This window comes from Thermococcus sp. (genome assembly GCF_027063845.1).
Classification (GTDB): Archaea; Methanobacteriota_B; Thermococci; order Thermococcales; family Thermococcaceae; genus Thermococcus.
Map to the genome: position 1 here is coordinate 67,873 of NZ_JAMOQU010000019.1, position 22,218 is coordinate 90,090.

Annotated in this window: 20 protein-coding genes; 8 read left to right on the plus strand and 12 right to left on the minus strand. The window is 54.7% G+C overall.

Annotated elements, in window-relative coordinates; all coding sequences use genetic code 11:
* Positions 1–32: 32 nt before the first annotated feature.
* Positions 33–785, plus strand: a complete 753-nt coding sequence (locus MVO87_RS01575; protein ID WP_297551968.1) for a hypothetical protein — start codon at positions 33–35, stop codon at positions 783–785.
* Here MVO87_RS01575 and MVO87_RS01580 read toward each other — a convergent pair.
* Complete coding sequence (locus MVO87_RS01580) at positions 769–1,929, minus strand: site-2 protease family protein (protein WP_297514175.1); 1,161 nt, start codon at positions 1,927–1,929, stop codon at positions 769–771. The genes MVO87_RS01575 and MVO87_RS01580 overlap by 17 nt on opposite strands.
* A 74-nt stretch (positions 1,930–2,003) precedes the next feature.
* Between MVO87_RS01580 and MVO87_RS01585 the strand changes: the two genes are divergently transcribed.
* Genes MVO87_RS01585 through MVO87_RS01595 form a run of 3 tightly spaced genes read left to right on the plus strand, consistent with a single transcriptional unit; the run spans position 2,004 to position 5,318 of the window.
* Positions 2,004–3,122: a glycosyltransferase family 4 protein gene (locus MVO87_RS01585; protein WP_297514172.1), complete on the plus strand. Its 1,119-nt coding sequence runs from the start codon at positions 2,004–2,006 to the stop codon at positions 3,120–3,122.
* A complete protein-coding gene (locus MVO87_RS01590) occupies positions 3,119–4,102 on the plus strand; it encodes a glycosyltransferase family 4 protein (RefSeq protein WP_297514169.1) in 984 nt (327 codons plus the stop codon). Before MVO87_RS01585 ends, MVO87_RS01590 begins: the two co-directional genes overlap by 4 nt.
* Positions 4,080–5,318, plus strand: a complete 1,239-nt coding sequence (locus MVO87_RS01595) for a glycosyltransferase (protein ID WP_297551970.1) — start codon at positions 4,080–4,082, stop codon at positions 5,316–5,318. Before MVO87_RS01590 ends, MVO87_RS01595 begins: the two co-directional genes overlap by 23 nt.
* Here MVO87_RS01595 and MVO87_RS01600 read toward each other — a convergent pair.
* The 5 genes from MVO87_RS01600 to MVO87_RS01620 are packed head-to-tail and all read right to left on the minus strand — an operon-like array spanning position 5,315 to position 11,282.
* Positions 5,315–6,538: a hypothetical protein gene (locus MVO87_RS01600; RefSeq protein WP_297551972.1), complete on the minus strand. Its 1,224-nt coding sequence runs from the start codon at positions 6,536–6,538 to the stop codon at positions 5,315–5,317. The genes MVO87_RS01595 and MVO87_RS01600 overlap by 4 nt on opposite strands.
* On the minus strand, positions 6,519–7,586 hold the full coding sequence (locus MVO87_RS01605; RefSeq protein ID WP_297512762.1) for a glycosyltransferase family 4 protein: 1,068 nt from the start codon (positions 7,584–7,586) through the stop codon (positions 6,519–6,521). Before MVO87_RS01605 ends, MVO87_RS01600 begins: the two co-directional genes overlap by 20 nt.
* 5 nt (positions 7,587–7,591) lie before the next feature.
* Positions 7,592–8,422, minus strand: a complete 831-nt coding sequence (gene galU / locus MVO87_RS01610; protein WP_297512760.1) for a UTP--glucose-1-phosphate uridylyltransferase GalU — start codon at positions 8,420–8,422, stop codon at positions 7,592–7,594.
* Positions 8,419–9,702: a UDP-glucose dehydrogenase family protein gene (locus tag MVO87_RS01615; RefSeq protein ID WP_297552012.1), complete on the minus strand. Its 1,284-nt coding sequence runs from the start codon at positions 9,700–9,702 to the stop codon at positions 8,419–8,421. Before MVO87_RS01615 ends, galU begins: the two co-directional genes overlap by 4 nt.
* Before the next feature lie 41 nt (positions 9,703–9,743).
* Positions 9,744–11,282, minus strand: a complete 1,539-nt coding sequence (locus tag MVO87_RS01620) for a flippase (protein WP_297516776.1) — start codon at positions 11,280–11,282, stop codon at positions 9,744–9,746.
* Positions 11,283–11,398: 116 nt separating this feature from the next.
* Here MVO87_RS01620 and MVO87_RS01625 point away from each other — a divergent pair, with 116 nt between their 5' ends.
* Entirely contained in the window at positions 11,399–12,409 is a 1,011-nt protein-coding gene (locus MVO87_RS01625; RefSeq protein WP_297516780.1) for an FkbM family methyltransferase, read from the plus strand.
* 278 nt (positions 12,410–12,687) lie between these two features.
* Here the strand turns inward: MVO87_RS01625 and mfnA are convergent, their stop codons facing one another.
* Genes mfnA through MVO87_RS01640 form a run of 3 tightly spaced genes read right to left on the minus strand, consistent with a single transcriptional unit; the run spans position 12,688 to position 15,298 of the window.
* Entirely contained in the window at positions 12,688–13,839 is a 1,152-nt protein-coding gene (gene mfnA / locus MVO87_RS01630) for a tyrosine decarboxylase MfnA (protein ID WP_297551974.1), read from the minus strand.
* A 33-nt stretch (positions 13,840–13,872) separates the two neighbouring features.
* The gene (locus MVO87_RS01635; protein WP_297514238.1) at positions 13,873–15,048 is read right to left on the minus strand and encodes a cation:proton antiporter; all 1,176 of its coding nucleotides are present in this window, start codon (positions 15,046–15,048) and stop codon (positions 13,873–13,875) included.
* Position 15,049: 1 nt separating this feature from the next.
* Positions 15,050–15,298, minus strand: a complete 249-nt coding sequence (locus MVO87_RS01640) for a TIGR00304 family membrane protein (RefSeq protein ID WP_297514241.1) — start codon at positions 15,296–15,298, stop codon at positions 15,050–15,052.
* 78 nt (positions 15,299–15,376) lie between these two features.
* Between MVO87_RS01640 and MVO87_RS01645 the strand changes: the two genes are divergently transcribed.
* The 3 genes from MVO87_RS01645 to MVO87_RS01655 are packed head-to-tail and all read left to right on the plus strand — an operon-like array spanning position 15,377 to position 18,646.
* Positions 15,377–16,072, plus strand: coding sequence for an HAD family hydrolase (locus MVO87_RS01645; protein ID WP_297514244.1), 696 nt, complete (start codon positions 15,377–15,379; stop codon positions 16,070–16,072).
* A complete protein-coding gene (locus MVO87_RS01650) occupies positions 16,044–16,667 on the plus strand; it encodes a diacylglycerol/polyprenol kinase family protein (RefSeq protein ID WP_297514247.1) in 624 nt (207 codons plus the stop codon). The genes MVO87_RS01645 and MVO87_RS01650 overlap by 29 nt, the downstream gene beginning before the upstream one ends.
* A gap of 38 nt (positions 16,668–16,705) precedes the next feature.
* Positions 16,706–18,646 (plus strand): alpha-amylase/4-alpha-glucanotransferase domain-containing protein, encoded by a 1,941-nt coding sequence (locus MVO87_RS01655; protein WP_297514250.1) that lies wholly within the window; start codon positions 16,706–16,708, stop codon positions 18,644–18,646.
* On the opposite strand, the gene MVO87_RS01660 is transcribed toward MVO87_RS01655, so the two are convergent.
* The 3 genes from MVO87_RS01660 to MVO87_RS01670 form a co-directional block, all read right to left on the minus strand.
* A complete protein-coding gene (locus MVO87_RS01660) occupies positions 18,643–19,293 on the minus strand; it encodes a DUF257 family protein (RefSeq protein WP_297514252.1) in 651 nt (216 codons plus the stop codon). The genes MVO87_RS01655 and MVO87_RS01660 overlap by 4 nt on opposite strands.
* A 210-nt stretch (positions 19,294–19,503) precedes the next feature.
* Positions 19,504–21,744 (minus strand): 6-pyruvoyl-tetrahydropterin synthase-related protein, encoded by a 2,241-nt coding sequence (locus MVO87_RS01665; protein WP_297551976.1) that lies wholly within the window; start codon positions 21,742–21,744, stop codon positions 19,504–19,506.
* Positions 21,741–22,172 (minus strand): hypothetical protein, encoded by a 432-nt coding sequence (locus MVO87_RS01670; protein ID WP_297512697.1) that lies wholly within the window; start codon positions 22,170–22,172, stop codon positions 21,741–21,743. Before MVO87_RS01670 ends, MVO87_RS01665 begins: the two co-directional genes overlap by 4 nt.
* Positions 22,173–22,218: the final 46 nt, after the last annotated feature.

The window sequence follows — 22,218 nt, forward strand, 5'->3', positions numbered from 1 at the left end:
TTTAAAAAGGTTGGGTGCCCATTCAATTGGGAATGGTTATGGGGTATAAGGTTTTTAAGACTGGTGTTGGTGCCCTCGACGAGATGCTCGGAGGGGGTATAATCGAGGATGGGGTTCTTCTTGTTGTCTACAACACGGGTTCCTACGGGTGGGCGCTTGGAGTAGAGGTTTTCAAGGCCTTCCTCTCCAGAGGCTGGTATGGGGTTGTAACGGATTACTCACTGCCCTACGGCCTTCTTAAAAAATATGCCACTGCTGTTCGCTTTGCCCTTCAGACCCTTGGCAGGGAAGACCGTTTGAAGGTAATCGACGTCTTCGGCTCCGTTAACGGTATTCAGCCGAGGGAGCCTTTCGTCTATACGTTGGGAAGGGTTGATGGAAGCACATTCCTCCCAAAGATTCTTGCAATCTACAAGAAGCTGATTGAGGGAAGGCCAAGGAGAATAGGCCTCGCCGTTACGATGGACGGTTTCGTTGAAATCTTCGGCGAGGACACCGGAATGAGGATTCTGAAAAAGAACATGGCCCTGAAAGAGAGCTATCCCCGCTCAGAGGGGGAGGAGGTTCTTAACGTTTTCCTCATAAACAGGGACAGAGTCTCCCCGAGGTTCCTCTCGTGGCTCTCACAGTACGCGGAGCACATAGTCGAGCTCAGGCCAACCGAGAGACCCGGCGTTGAGAACATGCACGTTGTTAAGTCCCTGCTCCCGGACTTTGAGCCCTCAACCGGAATCTTCAGGTTCAAAAAGGGAAGGGTGAAAATCCTGCCTACCTCGCGAGATTGAGTATCGCCGGCAGGACGTTCAGGGCCAAGAGGAACAGGCCGATTCCTATCGTTGCGTACCGTATGGGCTTGGCAATCCGCTCTGGTAAGTATTCCTTCATCACGTCGTCAAGCATCCTTCCTCCGTCCAGCGGAACCAGCGGAAAGAGGTTCATGAGGCCTATTCCTATGTTGAGGAGGTAAATCCAGTAGAGAGCGAAGAACAGCGGCAGGACTATTCCGTCGTGCCCCACCTTGGAGGTAACGTGCTGGTTTGGACGTATCCCTATGAAGCCCTTTCCGGGGTTGTCTGGGTTTTCCGCGAGGGTTAGCTTAAGGTTCAGCTCCTTTCCATCCCTTAGAACCGTGAGCGCTACCGTTTCGCCGGGTTTCGTCTTGTTCATGAGGGCTATGAACTCGTCCATGGTTTTGACGCCCTGGCCGTTTATCGCGATTATTACGTCTCCCTTGTGAAGAACTCCGTCGGCGGGGGCGCCTTTTATGACATCCCCTACCTCTATGCCGTTCGGCACGAGAAGGGGAGTTATAGCGTAGCTCAGAATGAGCGCCGTAATGATTGCTGTCACGACGTTCGCCATTGAGCCGGCACCGTAGACGCGGAGCCTTGAACGCAGGGGCGCCTTCGATAGCTTTTCCTCGTCGGGCTCGACGAAGGCACCGGGAATAACCGCGAGGAGAACCAGGCCAACGGACTTCAGCGGAAGCTTTTCAGCCCTCGCGACCACACCGTGGCTGAGCTCGTGGACGACCATGACGACGGCAAGGCCTATCAGTCCGTACCAGAGGGGAATCGTTACGCCCGGTATGACGAGCTGAACCCCGGAGGGGCTCTTCTTCGTCTGGAGGGTTTTCAGCGCGGTCATGAGGAGCGCGTAGAAGACGTAGGCCATGCCCATGTAACCGAGGGCAATTCCAATGTCGCCGTAAACTTTCCAAAAACGCCTATTAACTCTGGAAAGCCGGTCTATAAAGCCGAGGAGTCTCTTGGTTCTCCACATAGCCACGAGGAAGTCAACGCTCAGCCCTTCTTCCTTCTCCATCGGCTCTCCCGTTTCGGGGTCTATCTCCTTCTTCCCGAACAGGGAGTAGAGAATGAGCCAGAACGCAGTGAGTGCGACTACTACGATGACCGCGGTGCTCACCATGGTTCAACACCCTTTTTCCGCTGGGCTAACTTCATTAGATGGTCTTATAAACGTTAGCGGACAAGTGTGGGGCGATGGAAAGTCTAAGGATAGCCTTCATCTATGACGTGGTCTACCCCTGGGTCAAGGGAGGGGTTGAGAAACGGATTTACGAGCTCGCGGTCAGGTTAGCCCGGTTTCATGAGGTTCACGTCTACGGCTACAGGCATTGGAACGGGCCAAACACAATCGAGCGGGATGGGATTCACTACCACGGTACCGTTCGCGCTGGCAACCTGTACTTCGGCGGGAGGCGTTCAATCGTTCCTCCCCTCCTCCACTCGCTCTCGCTCGTTTCCGAGCTCAAAGGCGAGCGCTTCGACGTCATAGACTGCCAGGCGAGCCCTTACCTCCCAGCTTATTCGCTCAGGGTTCTCAAGGCGGAGAACGTCTTCATAACCTGGCACGAGTTCTGGGGTGATTACTGGCTCGACTACCTCGGATGGGCCGGTTTAATCGGGAGAGCCATTGAGAGGGGCCTGTTCTCCTTCGAGAGGCACATCTCGGTCTCTCAAAAAACAAAGTTAGACCTATTAAACGCTGGCCTCAGGAAGCCAGTTTATCTCGTTCCCAACGGCATAGATACTGGCCTGATTCGCTCGGTGAAGCCCTCACCAGTGGAATCGGATTTTCTCTTCGTCGGCAGGCTTATCCCCGAAAAGGGCGTTGACTTCCTTCTCCGCGCCCTGGCTCTGCTTAAAGAGAATTTCCCCGACTTCAGGGCAGTTATAGTTGGCGACGGCCCCGAGCGGAAGAAGCTTGAGGGCCTCGCGCGGGGGCTAGGAATCGGTGATAACGTCACGTTTACGGGCTTTTTGAAGGATTACGGAGACGTCATCGCTTTCATGAAAGCGTCGAGGGTCTTCGCGTTTCCCTCGCGGAGGGAGGGCTTCGGCATAGCCGTCCTTGAGGCTATGGCCTCTGGTCTTCCGGTAGTCACAGTTGAGCACCCGATGAACGCCTCGATGCACCTCGTCGAGAACGGCAAGACGGGCTTCGTCGTTCCCTTAAACGAGGAATCTTTCGCTAGGGCGTTGATGCTCGCCTATGAAAGCTCAAGGGTGCTCGGAAAGATTGCAAGAAAAAATGCCGAGCGTTACGACTGGAACGAGGTCGTTGGGAAGCTCCTCACGGTCTACGGGGTGGTTGAATGAAGGTCTGCCTAATCGTCCGATGCCTGAGCACCAAGGCGGGAGGAATAGCTGTCTACACCCGCAACTTAATCAGAACCCTGGAGCGAGAGGGGCACGAGGTTGAACTATCGCCCGGTGAGAGGTTTTCATACCTCCTCTGGCAGTTCTTCAGGGTTCCCCTCTGGCTCGTCCGCTCCAAATGCGACGCCTACCATGCTGTTGGTGTTATAGAAGCCATAACGCTCCCGTTCTTCAAGCCAAAGGCAGAGAAGAGGGTAACCATCCACGACCTCATCCCGCTGAAGCATCCGAGGAAGGGGCTCAAGGGCCTCTTTGAGCGCTTCTTCATCCGCCTCGGCCTTCTCTCGGCGAGGAAATGCGACGTGATTTATGCCGTCTCTCACCTGACGAAGGTTGACCTCGTCCGCTTTGCGGGAATCCCGGAGGATATGATAACCGTTGTTCACCAGCCGATAGACGAGCGCTTCTTCATCGAACCGCCCCGCACTGGAAAGTTCAGAGAGAAGGGGAAGTTTATGGTGGGCTACATCTCGAGGATGGACTACCACAAGAGGCACGCCCTCCTCGTTGAACTATTTAGGCAATGGGACAATCCGAACGCGAGGCTTCTCTTGGCCGGAACCGGAGAGGAGTTCGAACGCGTTAAAAAGCTGGCCGAAGGCGACGAGCGGATAAAGCTCCTCGGCTTCATACCCGATGAGGAGCTGGTTGATTTCTACGACTCGCTCGACGTCTACGTCCACGCCTCGAAGTACGAGGGCTGGGGCCTGCCGATTGTTGAAGCGCTGGCGAGGGGGAAGCCGGTTATCGTTTTCGATGATGCGGAGATACCCTCTGAGGTTAGGGATAAATGCCTGGGCGTTTCCTCCAATCTGCTTGTGGAAACCCTGGAGCGGCTTTATGCGGATAGAAAATCCTTCAGAAAGCTGTCCACTATGGCGTCGCGGGGTGTATGTTATGAGGTTCCTGTTCGTGAGTGAGTATTATCCCCCAATGCACATGGGTGGTGCTGAGATAAGTCTCAAGCTCCTCGTTGAGGGACTCGCCAGGTTCGGCCACGACGTTACAGTGCTGACTCCCAACTACGGCTCTCCAAAAACTTCAGTCGAAGAGACCAAAAACCTCCGCGTGATACGGTTCAAGTCTCCGAGGAGGCTCCTGTTCAGGGAGAGGGCGAGAAGCGTCTCGTCTGAAACCTACAAGGGGAACAAGCCCCTTTTTTACCTCCAGCTCGGGCAGTACGTCCGTTTCTCGTCCGCTGAACTCAGGAGACGGACGGTGGAGCTCCTTAGGAGAGAGGATTTTGATGTTGTTCACGCCAACAACCTTGAATCAATTCTGGCGGTTTCTCAAATTGAAACCAAGGCCCTGAAGGTTGCCCACCTCAGGGACTTTGCTCTCCTCTGCTGGAACAGAGGGCTGAACAACGGGGGGGCCCTGTGCCCTGGCTGTTCGACGGATGAAGTGCGCAGGTGCATGGGCGCGGGGCTAACCGCGCCTCTCCTATCGTACCAGATTCACCTCAGGAGGGACGTCCTGAAGGGCTTTGACGTCCTCGTCGCAATAAGTGGTTTCGTTAAGGGCCAGTTCCTCAGGCGGCTTAACCTCAAGTCCGCCGATGTCGGGGTTCTCTACAACCCTGTTGGTGCGGATGCGGTTTCTGAACTTTCAAAGGAGGGGGCAAGAAGGTTACTCGGGCTCCCCGAGGAGAAAAGGGTTGTCCTTTTCGCTGGGACGCTGAGCGAGATGAAGGGGGCCCACCTCATACCCCTCCTTGCCGAAAGGCTTCCTGAGTATCTCTTCGTTGTCGTCGGGACCGGGCCCCTGAGGGGTGTCTTTGAGAGTTCCCGTCTGCCCAACCTCCTCTACGTGGGATATAAACCCCTAAAAATCCTGAGGCACTATTACAGGGCCTCTGATGTCCTCGTGGTTCCCTCGCTCTGGCACGAGCCCTTTGGCAGGGTGGTTGTTGAGGGAATCGCCAACGGGAGCTTTGTCATAGGAAGCAACAGGGGGGCAATCCCCGAGGTAATCCGCTGGGCGGGGGGAGGGGCTGTTGTTGAGCCCGAGGTTGAGAGCATTGCGTCTGCCATTGAGTCCTATTTTGAGTCTCCAGTTCCTGTGGAACGCGCAAGTAGACGGGTGGTTAGGTACTCGGAGGAATACCCCCGGGAGTTCCTGAAGCTGGTTGGCTAAAGTCTTTCAACGATTGCGTTCATGACTTCCTCAAGGGCTCTCTCCCTTGAGTCGCTCTTCACCCTCAGGTCGAAGAGGTTTTTTATGAGCTCAAAGTCCCTCAGCTGGCTCTCGATGAGCTCCCTTGAGAGTCCCCTCCTCCTTTCAACGAGGACGTCGGGGTCGTTGTAAACGTAAACCACGAGCGTTGGCTTTGGAAGGAATTTTATCAGGATTCTCGTGAGCCTTTTTGAGGCGTTGGGAGAGGTTATGAGGTCGTAAAACCACCTGTCAGTAACGACAAGCTTGTATTTCAGCCTCTTAGGATACAGGCACAGCGTCCTGAGGAAGTATTCGATGTAGTAGATGACGGGCGTTACGAGGCGGACGGTTTTTGATTCGTACCTGACTATCTCTTTCCTTCCGTCACGTCCCGCCGTTGCCTCCACCCTCTTTCCGCCTCTTTTTGCACGGTTTCTTGCCCAGTTTAGGGGTTTGAGACACCTGAACGTGTATCTGCCCCCGTATTCGTAGTAGGGCTTGAATTTGCCTTTCTTTGCGACATCGACCACCGCCTTTGCGAGCGTGCTCTTTCCGCTCCCGTTGGGACCGAGGAAGACGACGTGGGGTGCTGGATGAAAGAGCCTCCAGAGCTGGCGCATGGCCTTGAATCCCACGTTTCTGGTGAAGTAGGCCCCTCTGATGACCGTGTGCTTAAACCTGTGCCTTGGCCTTAGCTCTTCAAAGCGACCCTCCCTGAGTGCCTTCAGGAGCTCTTCGCTGTTTTTGAAGTACCTCTCGAGATAGCCTTTTAGTCTCTCAAAGTCCACCGCTGGAAGGTGCTTTTTCAGGTATCTTTCGTACTTCTCAACGGGCTCCCCGAGCCCAACGCGGTAGACGTAATAGAAAACCTGTCTCGTCGAATCGAGCCAGTAGCTTTCTCCAAACCCGAGTATGTCCTTCGAAACCCCCTCGTATTTCCCGAGGTGAACGTCGAGGAGGATTATCTCCCCATCCCTGTATACCACGTAAAACCTCTTCCACGGCGGGAACTTTGAAAGGAACCTGAAACCCATTTTCCTCGCGATTTTGTCGAACTTTTCGGTATCTTCCCTGTGAAGGCACAGGTCGACATCCCTTCCCTCGTCCATCCAGCGCTCGTCGAGGAAGAAGAACCTGACGTTTTCCCGCCTGAGCTCTTCGGCCATGGCGAGGATGAACTCAACGTTTGACTTCTTCATGCCGACCACCGATTTCTTCGTAAAGGCTCAAATACGACATGAGCACCGCTTTTTCGTCGTAGTTTTTCCCGACGATGCGCTTCGCGCGTATCCCGAGCTTTCTCCTGACCTTTGGGTTCTCTATCAGGTACACGACCCTTTCCACAAACTCATCCACGTTCCCTGGTTCGGCGTAGAGGACTGCTCCTTCTCCCGCCTCTCTGAGGTGCCCGATGCGGGACGTAACAACGGCAACGCCGCAGGCCATGGCCTCGAGGAGAACGAGGGGCGTCGCTATGCTCGACAGTTCGTGCCTGTAGGGAAGAATCAGGACGTCAATGGAGGAATACATGGCTCTCAGGTCTTCCTGGGGGCCTTTAACCTCTATATCCTCTTTCCCTAAGAGCTTCTCAACGCTGATTCTCGCGGGGTTCGACAGAAACAGCACTTTTCTGACCCCTTTCAGTCTCTTCATTATTTCAACGGCCTCGATGATGCCCTTGCTCGTGGAGGGATGACCCACGTATCCAACGGTTACGGTTCCTCCCCTTCTGGGGCAGTTCTGAAACTTCTGAAGGTTTATCCCAATCCTTATAACCTTCCCGTTGCTGGCACCCACTCTTCTCGCCGTGTACCTATTGGAAAATACGGCGACCTCAACGGTCCTTTCAAAAAGCCACCTCACGAGAGGAGTGGGTACGGAGCACGAGACCATCGTAAGGGCTGTTCTCAGGAGTATATTCCGCAGTGAGTTTTCTCTAAACCCAGGATTTCGAATCCTCAAGAAATCAACTGTGTCCCTGACAACGTTGAGGGGGCTGGTCTTTAGGTTGGAGTACAGGGAGTACACCTTGCCCCTCCTCGGGAGCCTCGCGTACTTTATCAGCTCGAATATCCCCGAGGAGTTTATGTGTACGACCGAGCAGTTTTCGATGTTCTCCGATACGGCTATCCCCGATTCCCTGAGGAACTCGTAGAGCCTCGATATCATCTTGGTCCTGCCCTCGTGCTTCCTGTTGGGGTCGCCGAAGCTGGGCCCAACTATGCAGACCCGTCCTTTCCCACTCATAACGTTCACCTGAGGATTCCAGCAAGCCTTCCGAGTTCGACGTTGGCCCTTAACCATCCCTCGGGGGTCCCCACGTCGTACCTCTTCCCCTCTATCGTTTTGGCGTACATGCTCCGCCCGTTCCCCACGAGAAGTCTCAGGGCGTCCGTGAGCTGGATTTCACCCCTCTTGTCGGGCTTAACCTCCCGCAGGGCGTCAAAGACCTCTGGTGTTAGAACGTACCTACCAACAATCGCAACGTTACTCGGGGCTTCCTCCTTTTTCGGCTTTTCAACGAGGTCTTTTACCTTATACAGACCGCTCTCAACTTCCTCCCCTGCAACGATTCCGTATTTCTCAACGGCTTCCCATTCAACGGTTTCCACACCGAGGACCGGAGCGTTAAACCTTTCGTAAACCTCAACCAGCTGGCCGATTCCAGGCCTCTCGCTTACGATGATGTCATCCCCGAGGAGGACGGCAAAGGGCTCTCCGTTTACGTGCTTCTCCGCGTGGAGTATTGCATCTCCAAGGCCGAGGGGCTTCTTCTGCCTGACGTAATAAATGTCAACCATTTCGCTTATCTCCCTGACGAGCTCCAGCTCCCTTTCCTTTCCCCTCTCCCTGAGGTAGTACTCCAGCTCAAAGTTCCTGTCAAAGTAGTCCTCAATTGCCCTCTTTCCCTTTCCCGTTATTATAAGAATGTCATCAATGCCCGCCTTGATGGCCTCTTCAACAACGTAGTGAATCACGGGCCTGTTGATAACCGGCAACATCTCCTTGGGCATGGATTTGGTTATTGGCAACAGCCGGGTTCCCAAACCTGCTGCTGGAATGACTGCTTTTTTAACCTTCACCAGCACACCCCCTCGTAAACTTCGGCCGTCTCCTCGGCCTTCCTCACGCGCCTTCCATCAATTACGATTTTACCAGAGTAATCAAGCTTCTCAAACTCGGGCCACTCGGTTACAATGAGGACGGCATCACTCCCCTCAAGAACCTCCTCACCGGAGCTCGCGTACTCAATCCTATCACCAACGTCGGGATAAAAGCGCTTGAAATTCCCCATCGCCTTCGGGTCGTAGGCGAGAACTTTTGCACCCTCCTCAAGCAGTTTTTTGACTATAACGTAAGCCCTCGTCTCCCTGACATCGTCCGTATTCGGCTTGAACGCCAAACCGAGAACGCCAATAGTTTTACCCCTCAGCTCGGGAACGTGCTTTTTGAGTAGTTCAATCAGCTTCAGCGGCTGTCTATCGTTGACCTCAACGACGGCCTTGAGGATGATGGGGTCTTCCCCGATTTCTTCCGCCTTCCTGATGAGTGCTTTAACGTCCTTCGGGAAGCACGAGCCACCCCAGCCAATCCCCGTCCTGAAGAAGTGCGGACTAATCCTGTGGTCGAGGCCAACTCCCTCAAACACCTTCCACGAGTCAATTCCGAGCCTCTTACAAATGTTCCCAATCTCATTGGCAAAGCTGATTTTTGTCGCGAGAAAAGCGTTTGAAGCGTACTTAATCATCTCAGCAGTCTTGATGTCAGTGAAAAGCTTGGGGGCGTTGATAGGAGCGTAAAGCTCCTCCAGAACGTTTTTCGTCCGTTCATCAAGGACTCCAATTACAATCCTGTCAGGGTTAAGGAAGTCCCTCAAAGCCACTCCTTCACGCAGGAATTCGGGGTTCATTGCGAGACCAAAATCCTCGAATGCCCTTTTACCTGACTTCTCCTCGATTATGGGTTTGACGACGTTCTCGGTTGTCCCTGGAAGAACAGTACTCTTGACGACGACAACGTGATACTCTTTCTTCTCGCGGAGGGCTTTTCCGATTTCCCTCGAAGCCTGCTCGATGTAAGTTAGGTCGATTGACCCGTCTTCTCTTGATGGCGTCCCAACGGCGATGAACGTAACGTCTGAGTTGAGTATTGCATCGCGGTAATCTTTGGTTGCCTGATACTTCCCCCGGAATTCCCTCATGAGTTCTTCGAGGCCCTCCTCGTAAATTGGAGGTTGGGCCTTGTTTATCATTTCGATTTTCCTCTCGTCAACGTCAACGAAGATGACCTCATTTCCCAGCTTGACGAAGCCCATTCCAGTGACGAGACCGACGTAACCAGAGCCGATAACCGAAACCCTCATCAACCACACCCGCAATGGGTTGTTTTCTCAGCTTAAAACCTTCACTCACTTTTCCTCTTTAGTATCTTCACGAGCCATCCAACTGGAATGCCATACCTTTCGCCCGCACTCTCTATCAGTCCAACGTCTTCGTCCTCTGGGATACCTGCGAGCACGGCGATTCCATAGAAAAGGAGCGTCGCCACGGCCGTTGCGACGAGCGCCTGGATTATTCCCTCTGCCCTTACGAAATGGAAAACACCGAGAACGAGCCCCGCATCGGCGAGGAGCAGGGCGTGCCGTTTTTCGTAGGGCCTAATTCCCGACCTCAACAGAACAGACAGCTTGTAGGCTATTGTGGTCGCGTAGGAGGCGAGTGTAGCAACCGCGGCACCAATCATGCCGATGGAATTTATGAGGGCGTAGTTGAGGACAACGTTCACGGTGGCCCCTAATAGGTCCCCCTTCATGTTCTCAACGGTTTTTCCCATCGTTACGAGCGTCTGGATGAGCGGGCCAGCCACAGCTACAAGCGCAAAGCCGAGGGACAGGACAACGAGAACGCTGGACGCCTCCGTGTAGCTGGGCCCGAAGAGCGTCCCGATGACCTGTTCCGGGTATTCGACGAAAATGAAGATTAGGGGAAACGCCAGCAGAAAGGCCCATTTGGCCGCTATGGCGTAGAACCTCTCCACGAGCTTGAGCTCGCCTCTGGCAAATAGCCCCGTAACCACGGGGGTGTAAATCGTCATCAGGGCCATGACTACCATTGAGATAAACCTCGCCAGCGGACTGGCCGAGCTGTAGAGCCCAACGACACCGCTTCCGAGGTAGTGCCCGAGCATCAGGGAGTCAGTCCAGGTGAGAACCATTGCAACGATGTTGGACGTCAGGAGGGGGAGGGAGAAGAGGACGATGGCCCCAACCAGGTCCCTGGCAAAGGAGATGCCTGAAATAATGCCCGCTTTCTTGAGGTCCCTAAGGAGCAGGGCCAGGATTATCAGGTATGACGCAACGTATGCCGTGATGACGGCCTTTAAGCTCCCGAGGGTATAAACCGCAAGGAGTGCGAGCACGAAGTATGTCAGGGGAAACCCGACTTTGCCGTAGTAGATGTACTCCCTCACCCGCTTGAACCCCTGGGCTGCCGCTATGAGCGTGTTCATGAGGCCCGCGAAGGGCAGGCCGAGGAGGACGATAGGGAGGAGGGACTTTAACAGCTCTCTGCCTTCGGGGTTTGCGGTTAGCAGGCCTGCAAGCCTCTCCGTTAGTGGGAGAAGGATTGCAAGTGCCAGCGTTGATGTTATCGTTACCAGGATGAGTGTCGTTGATACAAGTTCCTCCACCCGTTTCCTGTTCTTCGTGAGGAAGTATGAAACCTGCCTCGGGAGCCCCGTGGGAAGGCCGAACATGGCCAGGACGAGGGCTATGGAGAAGACCGTCATTGTGAGGCTGTACGCCCCGTACTGCACGGGTCCGAACACTCTCCCAACTAATGTCCTTACGAGAAAGGCAAAAACCGCCGAAACTACGAGCCCAATTAGCGACAGCAGTCCTCCCCTTGCAACCTTCCCGAGCTCGCTATCTATTTTTTCGTCCATCTCCCATCCGTTGAGATTCTGCTATCTTAAACCTTTTTGCCCCTTTTAGTTTTCAAACATGGCCTATCAAAAGTATTTTAAGAGCCATGGGGCTAAGAAATTCTGGAGTGGTGTTTATGGATTTAAGGGGGATGCTCAAAGGACTCCAGATTTTGATTTCGGAGACGAGAAATCCCTTTGAACTTCTCCGTCAATATCGGCGGGGAGAAACACTGCATGTAAGGTGTAGGGGCGGTTTTGAATTTGAGGTGGAGTCACGGGATGTGTACTTTGTTTCATCCGTCTCCGCACTCTGTGGTCTCTTGAGGGATGGAATCGTCAGACTTCGGAACGGGGTTCCTGTGATTGGGGACTGTCCCGTTAACGTGAACGTTGCGGTACCGATGAGAGAAGTTTCACGGAGCTCAAGATTTCTCTGTGAGAAGGGGGTTCCGTTCGTTGAGTTCACTTACAAGAGGCCCCTCCGATTCAGGCTTTTAAAGGGTTTCATGGGCCTCCAGGGCATACATGAGACCTTCTTCGAACGCAACTACGAAGTTTTTGACTTCCGTGGGAAGAGGGTTCTTGATGTGGGTGGTTTTATCGGGGACACGGCGGTTTACTTCGTTGAAAGCGGAGCCAGGGAAGTTGTGACAGTCGAACCGCTTTTCCATGAAGTCCTTGCCGAAAACGTTCGACTGAACGGAGTAGAAGAACGTGTAACCGTTGTGAAGGGGGCTTTCAGCAATACAGGGGGGACAACGACGGTTCATCTTGATGAGAACTGGGCGGGAGCGTCCTCTGAGTTCGTTGGCCAGTTCAGGGGAGGTGGGAAGGCCATTTCTGTTCCAAACGTTCCCACTAAGGAGTTTTTCAAGGAGTTTGGAACGTTTGACGTTGCCAAAGTTGACTGTGAGGGCTGTGAGTACCGTGTCCTCTGGGATGTCCTTGAGAACGTTGCGGAGGGTGCCGTCGTGGAGTTCCATTTCTGGAACGACGAGATGAAGAGCCAGTACAGTAGAACGCTGGCTAAACTCAGGAGTGGAGGGTATTCTGTTGAAGTCTACAGGAGGTCGGGTTCAGTTTCTCTGGTTAAGATTACCAAGGGGCGTCTTGAAGTCCCTGGCGGGAGGCCTGTTAAAAGATGAACGTCACTCCTCTGCGTTGAAACCTTTTTAAGTCTCCTCTCCTATTTTTCCTTGCGATGATGAGTGATGGGCGAACCGAAGGGTGAGGAAGGAAAGGTGATCGCTGAGCAACCCTTTTAAGCGCCCGTTCCAACTTTTTTCGGGATGATGAGTTCAGCCTTGTCCGAGCCGTGACGAGGGAGTGACGGACTGACCGCCACTTTTTAAATTAAGCTAATCGAATCACGATTTGAGGACCCACTACGTTGGGAACAGGCTCCACATTAAATCCTGCGTTATTAACCCTGCACAATCTCCCTCAAATCCATCAAGAACTCCTCTAAGTGCTCCCTCCTCACGTGGGGCATCATGACAACCCTGATGTAACCGCGGTGCGCGCTGATTCCCCAGCCTCTCCTCTTCAGCTCCTCCTCGACCCGCTCAAGGTTCTCGGTGCCGAAGGAGACGATATTCAGGACTGGCTCGCGGATGAGGTAAATGCCCGGTATCTTCTTCAGCTCCCCCGCGAACCATCTGCTCAGCTCCATGGCTTTTCTCACGATTTCCTTGTAGCCCTCGAAGCCGAGGTGCTTAATCATCGCCCAGACAGCTAAGGCGTTCGCCCCGGGCCTCGTTCCCGTTATGGTGGCCTGCCATATCCTCCCACCGGCCAAGTAAGGGGCCAGAATGCTTATCGCGTCGATGTATTTCCTCTCGCGGAAGATTATTCCCCCCGCCGGAATCGGCACCATGCCCATCTTGTGGGGGTCTATGGTTATGCTCTTCACTCCTTTGAGCCTGAAGTCGAAGTCCGGGATATCGTAGCCTAAAGCCTTCGCGAAGGGAATGACGAAACCGCCAAATGCCGCATCGACGTGGAGCGGGAGCCCGTAGTCCAGAGCTAAATCGCTCAAAGCTGGTATGTCGTCAACCACCCCGAGGCCCGTCGTTCCGGCTATTCCTACGATTCCAATCGTGTTGTCCGTAATCTTCTCTTCAACGTCCCTCACGTTGACGGTGTAATCATCGTTCAGCTCCGCCCAGACGAGTTTAACTCCGAGCATCTCGCCCGCCTTGATAAAGGAGAAGTGGGCGCTTTTCGGAAGAATCAGTTCCGGCTTTTCCACCTCCGCCAGGTTCCTGAAGGCCCTAACGGCCAAGATGTTGGCCTCGGTTCCGCCCGAGACTATGTGCCCGTAGCCCCTTTTAAGACCGAGGAGGGTTGAGAGCATCTCGACGGCCTCTTCCTCGACTTTACGGCTCCCCGTGTGCAGGCCGGGGTCGCCTAGGTTCCTGTCTATGAATTCCGTGATGATTCTAACAGCGAAGGGATGTGGATACGTGCACATCGAGCCGAGAATCTTCCCGGAGTCAAAGGTCAGGTCTTCAGAGGTCTTCCGCCGTAGCTCCTCAAGCACTTCATCCTCGTCCGCTCCCCTCTCTGGAAACATGCTCTCACCTGGGGGCGGTAGGGTTCGTTGAATTTAAGCTTTCCTCCTTTCGATGTACTTCTTAAAGAATATCGGTGTCGTCAGCGCCGTCAGCATCGAGACCGTTACGACGCTCGCGAAGAGAGCCTGGTCTATTATTCCACTGCTGAGTCCGAAGGTGAGTATCGCGAGCTCAAGGCTTCCCCTTCCGCCCATCCCTATGCCGACGGTGATGGAGTCGTCCCAGTTGAGGCCGGAGAGCTTCGCGCCGAGACCGCATCCGAGGAGCTTTCCGAGGACTGCCGAGAGGTAGAGGAGGCCTATGAGAGCCGGGTCGAGGGCTTTCACGGGCGGATTGAAGACGAGACCAACGTAGATGAAGAACAGCGGTATGAAGAACTCGGTGAGGACAACCTGGAGGTCTTCAATCAGCTCGTTGAGCTTAATCCTCGTGACAACGAGCGGGTCTTTTCTCTCGCGAAGCCTGCTTATGGTGAGTCCGGCCAGGTAAGCCCCGATTATCTGGTTAAGGCCGACCCACTCCGCTATTATAGCCAGGGTGAAGGTGAGGATGAGCGTGAAGGTGAAGAAGACGTTGAGGTTCCTGACTATGGAGTAAAACCACCTTGCCCTCTTGAAGATGAGCTCCGAGACGAGGAGGGTGAAGGCTATAAAGGTGAATATCTTGACGGTTAGGATTCCAAAGGAAACGGCGTCGAGGCTCCCCTTCGTCATGCCTGTTATTATGCCGATGAGATAAACCGCGACGATGTCGTCAACGAAGGCCGCGCCCATGAGAATCGAGGAAACTTCTCTCTTCACTCGCTCCTTGACGAGGACGCCGCTCGTGACCTCTATCGCGGTGTTTCCGAGGGTAGCGCCTATGAATATGGCCGCGGCTATTCCCTTTCCGAAGGCGTAAACTGTGAGGAAGCCGAAGAGGAACGAGAAGGCAACTCCAAGGATTGCCACCAGGACGGCCTTGCCCGTGTTCTGGGCTATCGCCGAGAAGTTGCTCGTCAGCCCCATGTAGAGCATCATCATTATGAGCCCGAACTCCGCTAAAACTTTGAGCTCTTCCCCCGGCTCAACTATTCCGAGGATAAAAGGTCCGAGGATTATTCCTGTAACCACGTGGGCTATTATTGGGTGTATCTCAAGCCTCTCGAAGGCCCACTCGAGGCTCTTTGCAACGACCAGGAGAAGGGCGAGGGAGGCGAGGACCTCCACGTCATCCCCTCCTCGCGAGGAGAACCCCTATTATCCACAGGAGCATGAGCAGGAGTGCGATTATTGAAGCCACCGTCACAGCCCCTCTGCTCGTTCCGAAGACTATGGGTATCGGGCCAATCATTATCACTCCCCCGCCCTCAACGTCACCCTCACCGCCGAGGGCCGAAATCAGCGTTCCAATGAACACTAACAGAAAGCCGATGAATATCAGCACTATTCCCGCTCCGATGAGAACTTCCCCCTTCATCGGCGTGAAGTTGAGGTTCCGGTTTTTAAACTTTCCCGCCCACCGGAAGGGTTTAAAGAGCCCCCTCCAACTCCTAACATGCTCGTGCTCGTTGACCTCGACGATACCCTGTGCAACACGTGGGAAGCTGGAAAGAGGACGATGCTCCACGCGATTCCCTTCCTCCTGCGCAGGGGCAAGCTCAGGGCCCTTCTCTACCTTCTGACGGCCAAGTACCGCGGTCTTGAGGGTTCAAAAAGACTCCACACCCTTGACCTTCACGAGCTCGTTGAAGAGCTTTTCAGGAGGATATACCCCGAAATAACCGGGGAAGAGCTTGCCGAGCTATCCTCATTCGTGGAGGAGCACTTCTTCAGGTATCTCCGGCTTTACGATGATGCCCTGCTGTTCCTTCGGGGTCTTCGGGAGCTCGGTGCGAGGGTCGTTCTCGTCACTGACTCCTCTACGAACTGGCAGAGGAAGAAGCTTGAGGTGCTTGGGATAGGGGCTTACTTCGACGCCGTAATCATAAGCGGTGAAACGGGCCACAGCAAGTTTGAGGACTACAACTTCCGCCTCGCCCTGAAGAGATTCCCGGACCGGGAGGTCTACGTCGTCGGTGACCGCGACGAGACGGACATGGCCGGCGCAAAGGCGATAGGTGCCGTTGGGATACTGGTGAGGAGGGGCTACTTCAGCGGAAGAAAGGTCAGGAATGCCGACTACGTAGTTAAGAACCTTGGTGATGCCCTGGAGGTGATTAAACGTGAGCATAAAAAGAGAGCTGAAGCGTAAGGCCCTTCATCTCACCGGACTAACGGTCCCGGCTGTTTACCTGCTCCTCGGGAAGACATACACGCTCACCTTTGTTGGGGTCGCGTTCATTCTTTTCGTCGTCCTGGAGCCTTTCCGTGTAATCGAGGAGTGGAGAGACCGTATAAAGAAGGAGCTGAACCTCTACGTTTCTCCCGAGGTTGTGGAGAAGATAGAACTCCTCGAAAACCACATCAATGACATAACGCGCGAACACGAGAGGAACCGGGTTGCGGCGCACATCTACTTCGCGGCGGCATCTTTCATAGTGGTCTACTTCTTCCCCGAGGAGGTTGCCATAGGCGCTATAACACTCGCCACCCTCGGCGACGCGCTCGCGGCGATAATCGGAAAGACCTTTGGCAGGCACCGCTTCTCCAACGGGAAGAGCGTCGAGGGAAGCCTCGCCTACTTCATTACCGGGATGGCACTACTGACCCCCCTCGTGGGTCCGTTTCCAGCCTTCGCGGGTTCGCTCGCCGGAACGATAGCGGAGTTCTACAACCTCCCGCCGGACGACAACTTCTCCAACCAGCTCGCCGTTGCGCTCACTCTCTACCTCTTCCTCCAGCTCTGAGGGAAAAGGTTATATCACCTTAGGTGATACTGATACTGGTGGAGGGCGTGAAGTTCATATTCGGAATCCACAACCACCAGCCCCTTGGGAACTTCGGGTGGGTGTTCGAGAGCGCCTACGAGAGGGCTTACAAACCGTTCCTTGAGACGCTCGAAGAGTACCCAAACATGAAGGTTGCCGTCCACTACTCCGGCCCGCTCCTTGAGTGGATAGCCGGCAACAGACCTGAACACCTCGACCTCCTCAAAAGCCTCGTGAGAAGGGGCCAGGTCGAGATTATCGTTGCCGGCTTCTACGAGCCGGTTCTGGCGTCCATCCCCGAGGAAGACCGGGTCGAGCAGGTTAACCTCCTCAAGGAGTTCGCCGGAAAGCTCGGCTACGATGCCAGGGGACTCTGGCTGACCGAGAGGGTCTGGGAGCCCGAGCTCGTGAAAACCTTGCGGAAGGCGGGGATAGAGTACGTCGTCGTTGACGACTACCACTTTATGAGCGCCGGCCTGCCGAAGGAAAGCCTATACTGGCCCTACTACACGGAGGACGGCGGTGAAACTGTGGTGGTCTTCCCGATTGACGAGAAGCTCAGGTACCTCATCCCCTTCCGTCCGGTGGAGAAGACGATTGACTACCTCCACGCCCTCGATGACGGCGACGAGAGCAAGGTCGCGGTCTTCCACGACGACGGCGAGAAGTTCGGTGTCTGGCCTGGAACCTACGAGTGGGTTCACGAGAAAGGCTGGCTCAGGGAGTTCTTTGAGAGGGTTTCGAGCGACGAGAGGATAGAGGTTCTCCTCTACTCAGAATACCTGAGGCGGTTCAAGCCGAAGGGCCTCGTCTATCTGCCCATAGCTTCCTACTTCGAGATGAGCGAGTGGTCCCTACCTGCCGAGCAGGCGAGGCTTTTCGTCGAGTTCGTGAACCGGCTGAAGGCTGAGGGGATTTTCGACCGCTACCGCGTCTTCGTAAGGGGAGGAATCTGGAAGAACTTCTTCTTCAAGTATCCCGAGGGCAACTACACCCACAAGAGGATGCTCATGGTGAGCAGGCTCGTGAGGAACAACCCCGAGGCGAGGCGGTTTCTGCTGAAGGCCCAGTGCAACGATGCCTACTGGCACGGCGTCTTCGGCGGAATCTACCTCCCGCACCTCCGCAGGGCCGTCTGGGAAAACCTGATACGGGCGAACAGCTACGTTTCCACTGGAACGTTCGTCCGCGACCTCGACTTCGACGGCCTCGAGGAGGTCTTCATCGAGGGCGAGGGCTTCTACTACTCCTTTAAGCCCGGCCTCGGAGGTTCCCTCGTCGAGCTGAGCTCCAAGGGAAGGTTCGTGAACTACGCCGACGTCCTGACAAGGCGCTACGAGCACTACCACTCCACCGGAAGCGCCGTTCCCGAGGAGGAGAGCGACGGTGTCGAGAGCATTCATGAGCTCTCGGGTGAGGTTCCTGGAGAGATTAAGAAGGAGGTCGCCTACGATTCCGTCAGGCGGGCGCTCCTCCAGGACAGGTTTCTAAGGCCCGAAACGACCCTCGACGACTTCAGGCTGAACCGCTACGAACCCCTGGCGGACTTCGCCGAAAAGCCATACTGCTATTCGCTCGATGGAAACGGGCTGAGGCTCTGGAGGAATGAGGGGGACTTCTCGGTCGTCAAGGTCTTCAGGCCCCATGAGAAGGGCTTCACCGTTGACTACGCCGTCTCCGGAAGGGGAACTTTCGCGGTTGAGCTAAACCTTGCCGTTCACAGCGTGATGGAGGTGCCGGGGGAGCTGGAAGGCTCAAGGATTGAGGTGGACGACCGCTACGCCGTCGGGAGGTTCTCCGTTGAGCTCGATAGAAAAGCGAGGATGTGGAAGTTCCCGGTAAAAACGCTGAGCAAGAGCGAAAGCGGGTGGGACTTCATCCAGCAGGGCGTGAGCTACACCTTCCTGTTCCCGCTTGACGGGGAGCTGAAGTTCAGGCTCTCCTTCAGAGAACGCTAGACCCTGAGGGAGACCCCCTCCATGTCCTTTCTTATTGACTTGACGACGTTGAACTCCGTCATTCTTCCCAGGGACGATACCCTAATGACCGTCGTGGCAACGTCTTCCAAGAGCCCCAGGAGAAACTTTTTGCCCTCATCGAGCAGAGACGTCTTGATGAAGTGAACCGCCAGCCTGTCCTCGTTTCCAACGTATTGGGCTAGGAGGCTGAGGAGCAGGTGAACGTTTTTGGGCGCTACCTCTGAAGTCGCGAAGAGCTTCTCGATGCCCAAGGCTATCGTTAGAACGGGTGCGTTTTCCTCAACAAACTTCTCGTACGCCTCTTTAAACTTTCCCATCAGTATGACGGGTTCGCTGAGGTCGCTTATCCAGGCAACGACATTTCCGTTCTTTATTTTCCCTCCTATCTTTATGACGTTGACGTTCTCAAACGTCTCGCCATCGAAGCCTGCCAGCTTGGCCTTGGCCTTTATGAGGTGCAGGGAATCAATGACATCAACAACGAGGACTGTGTATCCTTTGGAGAGCCCCCAGGTTATGAGGTGGTGCAGCCCAAAGTACTGGTCTTTAACGTCCGTTCTCTCTATCAGCACGATTTCCCCCGGCTTTAGTGAATCCCATAGGCCGTTGATGACGTCCCCGAGCATTCGTCCACCTCCTTTGATAACTTTGGGTTAGTTTATGCCCTCGAGGTATATAAACGATTCGAAATACCATCGAGGGGACTAAATAAAAAAAGAAAAGCCGTTTGCAAGCTCTTACATTTTTCTTTCGAAAGTCCGCTTCCGAATGAATGGGCAAACCATCTTAGAGGCCCGCCGGTTACCCATCGGAAGCCTCGGATAGGGTGGCCTTCATCACAGCTCAGGGCCCGAAAGTCTCCTCATCGGCGCGAACTTCATCATTGTGTAGATAACTAGTATCTCCCAGGCAAGTGCGGAGTAATAGCGGAGCCTCTCGAAGGGGTCCCTGAAGGTGGCCTTTACTTCCGAAACTCCCTCTTCAACGTTTATTAACGTCAGTCCCGTTCTGTCGTCCCGAATGACTTTGACTTTACGTCCGTTCACGTAGACCTCCCAGTATGGGAAGTACGCCTCTGACACCCTTAAGAGCACGGGCTTTTTGGCCGTTACCCTGAACGAATACCGGCCGTCCCCGCGGACGAGTTGGCCTATCTGAATCTGGCTCTCTTCTCGGGGAATAATGCTCTTCAGGACTTCCAGCTCGTATTGGGAGCCCGTGTAGGCTATATGGTACAGGAAGTTGCCGCCGAGGACGTAGAGGGTTCCGTTTCCAATCTGTTTGGCCCCTATCAGCGTCCACTTTCCCATGCTCACTATTGGGCTCACGTTCGTGAACACCGGCCCGTACCACGGGAAATCCCCGTACCTGAAAGACGCGAAGCGGGAGACGTTGTAGACCTCGGAGGAGAGCTCTGAAGCGTTTATCGGCCTTACCTGCGCTCTGACCCCGAAGAGCGTGTCTGTGCTTTCAGGGGCCCATACAAGTGTTCCCCCGCTTTTTACGAACTCCCAGAGATTTTCTGCCGTGTGGTTGTCCGGGTTGCCTGAGTAGATAACGGTGGTTACCTCCGAGAGGTTCGTAGGGAGCTCCCTGGTGTACGCATAGTCGAGGGGCAGGTCGTAGAAGTGGCCGGCCATGAGGGTTGAAACCGGCTGGACGAAGCTCACGTTGGCTTCGTAGACCCTATAACGTCCAATTGTTGCCATTTTCACGTAGCCAGGTTGCTCTGCGTTGATTAGGTATTTCACGTCGTAAGCTTTCAGGTAGGGGCTTGCGTTTCCACCAGTTGCAAGAAGGTACCAGAGTCTTTCCATCTCTTTGTCGGTCGGGTTGCCCTCATGGTACCAGCCGTTGAGTGTGTCCTTCCCGGAGAGGGCCGGCAGGTAGCTGTAAACTGCCCCGGGATAGTTCACGAGAAAGCGCCAGTCCTTTCCGGGTTGCTTCGAGAGGTATTCCGCGAGCTGAAGCGTGTCCTGGGGGATGCTTTTAATGTAAGGAATCTCCTCTGTGAACGGCACGAGCAACACGACGATGGTTATTAATCCCACAACGGTCGCTTTCCTAACTTCCAGCCCGTTCAACGCGTCTGCCACGATGAGGGGAACAAGGAGGTTTGTGGCATCGAGCCACCTGTACGGGGGAATCATGGAAACGACCGGGAGTGAGTACAGCTCGGGGGTTGGGGAGTAATAGCCGAGGCTGAGGTAAACCGCCGCTGAGATGAGGGTAATCTTTCTCAGGTTGCTTCTTCCGGACTTCCAGGCAACTGCCCAGAAAACGACTATCAGGGCGAGCGGGACTGCCATCTCTGGTCTTGCGAGGGTGTCTGGATTGAGGCTGTAGTGCCGAAACAGCCACGGGCTCATGTTCACTCTCCAAAAGTGTGTCCATTCTCTGTCGTAGAAGAACGGGATGTACCAGAACGCGGTGAGGAAGATTACCGCTCCCATGACCCTCAGGGCGTTTCCGATAACACGGAGCTCCGTAAGGCTATCCCAGTGCAGTGCGAGTGCGAGGATGAGGAGGGGAATCACAATTGAGTGGTGGGTGAGGACGACCAGCGAAATCGAGAGGGCCGAGAGGAGCAGGTATCTCTCCCTGTATTCCCGCAGGAGGAGGACTCCGAGGAGGAAGAGGGGAGCAAGATGGATGGCGTTCGCCCTCGGGAAGTTGCCCTCGATGTACGCGACCCCAAGGTGCCACGGGAAGAGCAGGAAAACGAGCGGTGCTACGTAGGGCTCTTTTTCAAGCCTCTTCAGGTAGGTATGTAGGGCGAGGGCACCAAGGAACGCGCTCAGCATCAGTGTAACCGCGTAGCCCCTGACTGCACTCCCAAAAACCTTCCCGAAGAAAGCCGCGATAATGTACGAACCGGGGGGATAGAACCTGAGGAAGGGGAAGCCCGCGTACCATTCCTCTATCCACGGCTCCCAGCCGTCCTCCATTAGCTTGTGGACTTTAAAGAGGTGTCCGAGGCCGTCTCCCTTCAGGTCGGGGTGGGCTGGGGCGAAGAAGAGGGGCAGGAATTCAAGCACTGAGACAGCAAGCAAAAGGAGGACGTATCCCCGCTTCATCTCCCTACCTCCAAGATTTCAATGAGCTCTGCTATCCCCTGAACCGTCGCAGAGAAGAGCCAGTTTGTTCCATCCCAGCCAATCCATAGTCCGTCTCCTGCATGGGCCACTTGTATTCTCCCGCCCGGGACCTCTATGAACGCCTCTCCCTTTATCTCTTGCCCGGGTAGAATACCAACCACGAGCGCCCTTCCGAGGTACCTTGTGAGCTTTAGAATCCTCCCCAGAACGTCCACGGTCGCCTCATCCTCGAACCAGACGAGGACCTCTCCCGTTGAGTAGTTGTGGATAACCCTGCACCTGTGCTTCCCTGTTGTGAACTCCGCGGAGTACCTCTCCGCGCTTTCTCTCTCAACCGCTCCGCTCCCAGCAAGTTCCTTTGTGAACCTGCCTGGGTGAGAGGCCCCCACGATTTTTATCCCTGCCATTTTAACCAGTAGTTATTTATATACCCTTCCTAAAACTCTTATGATG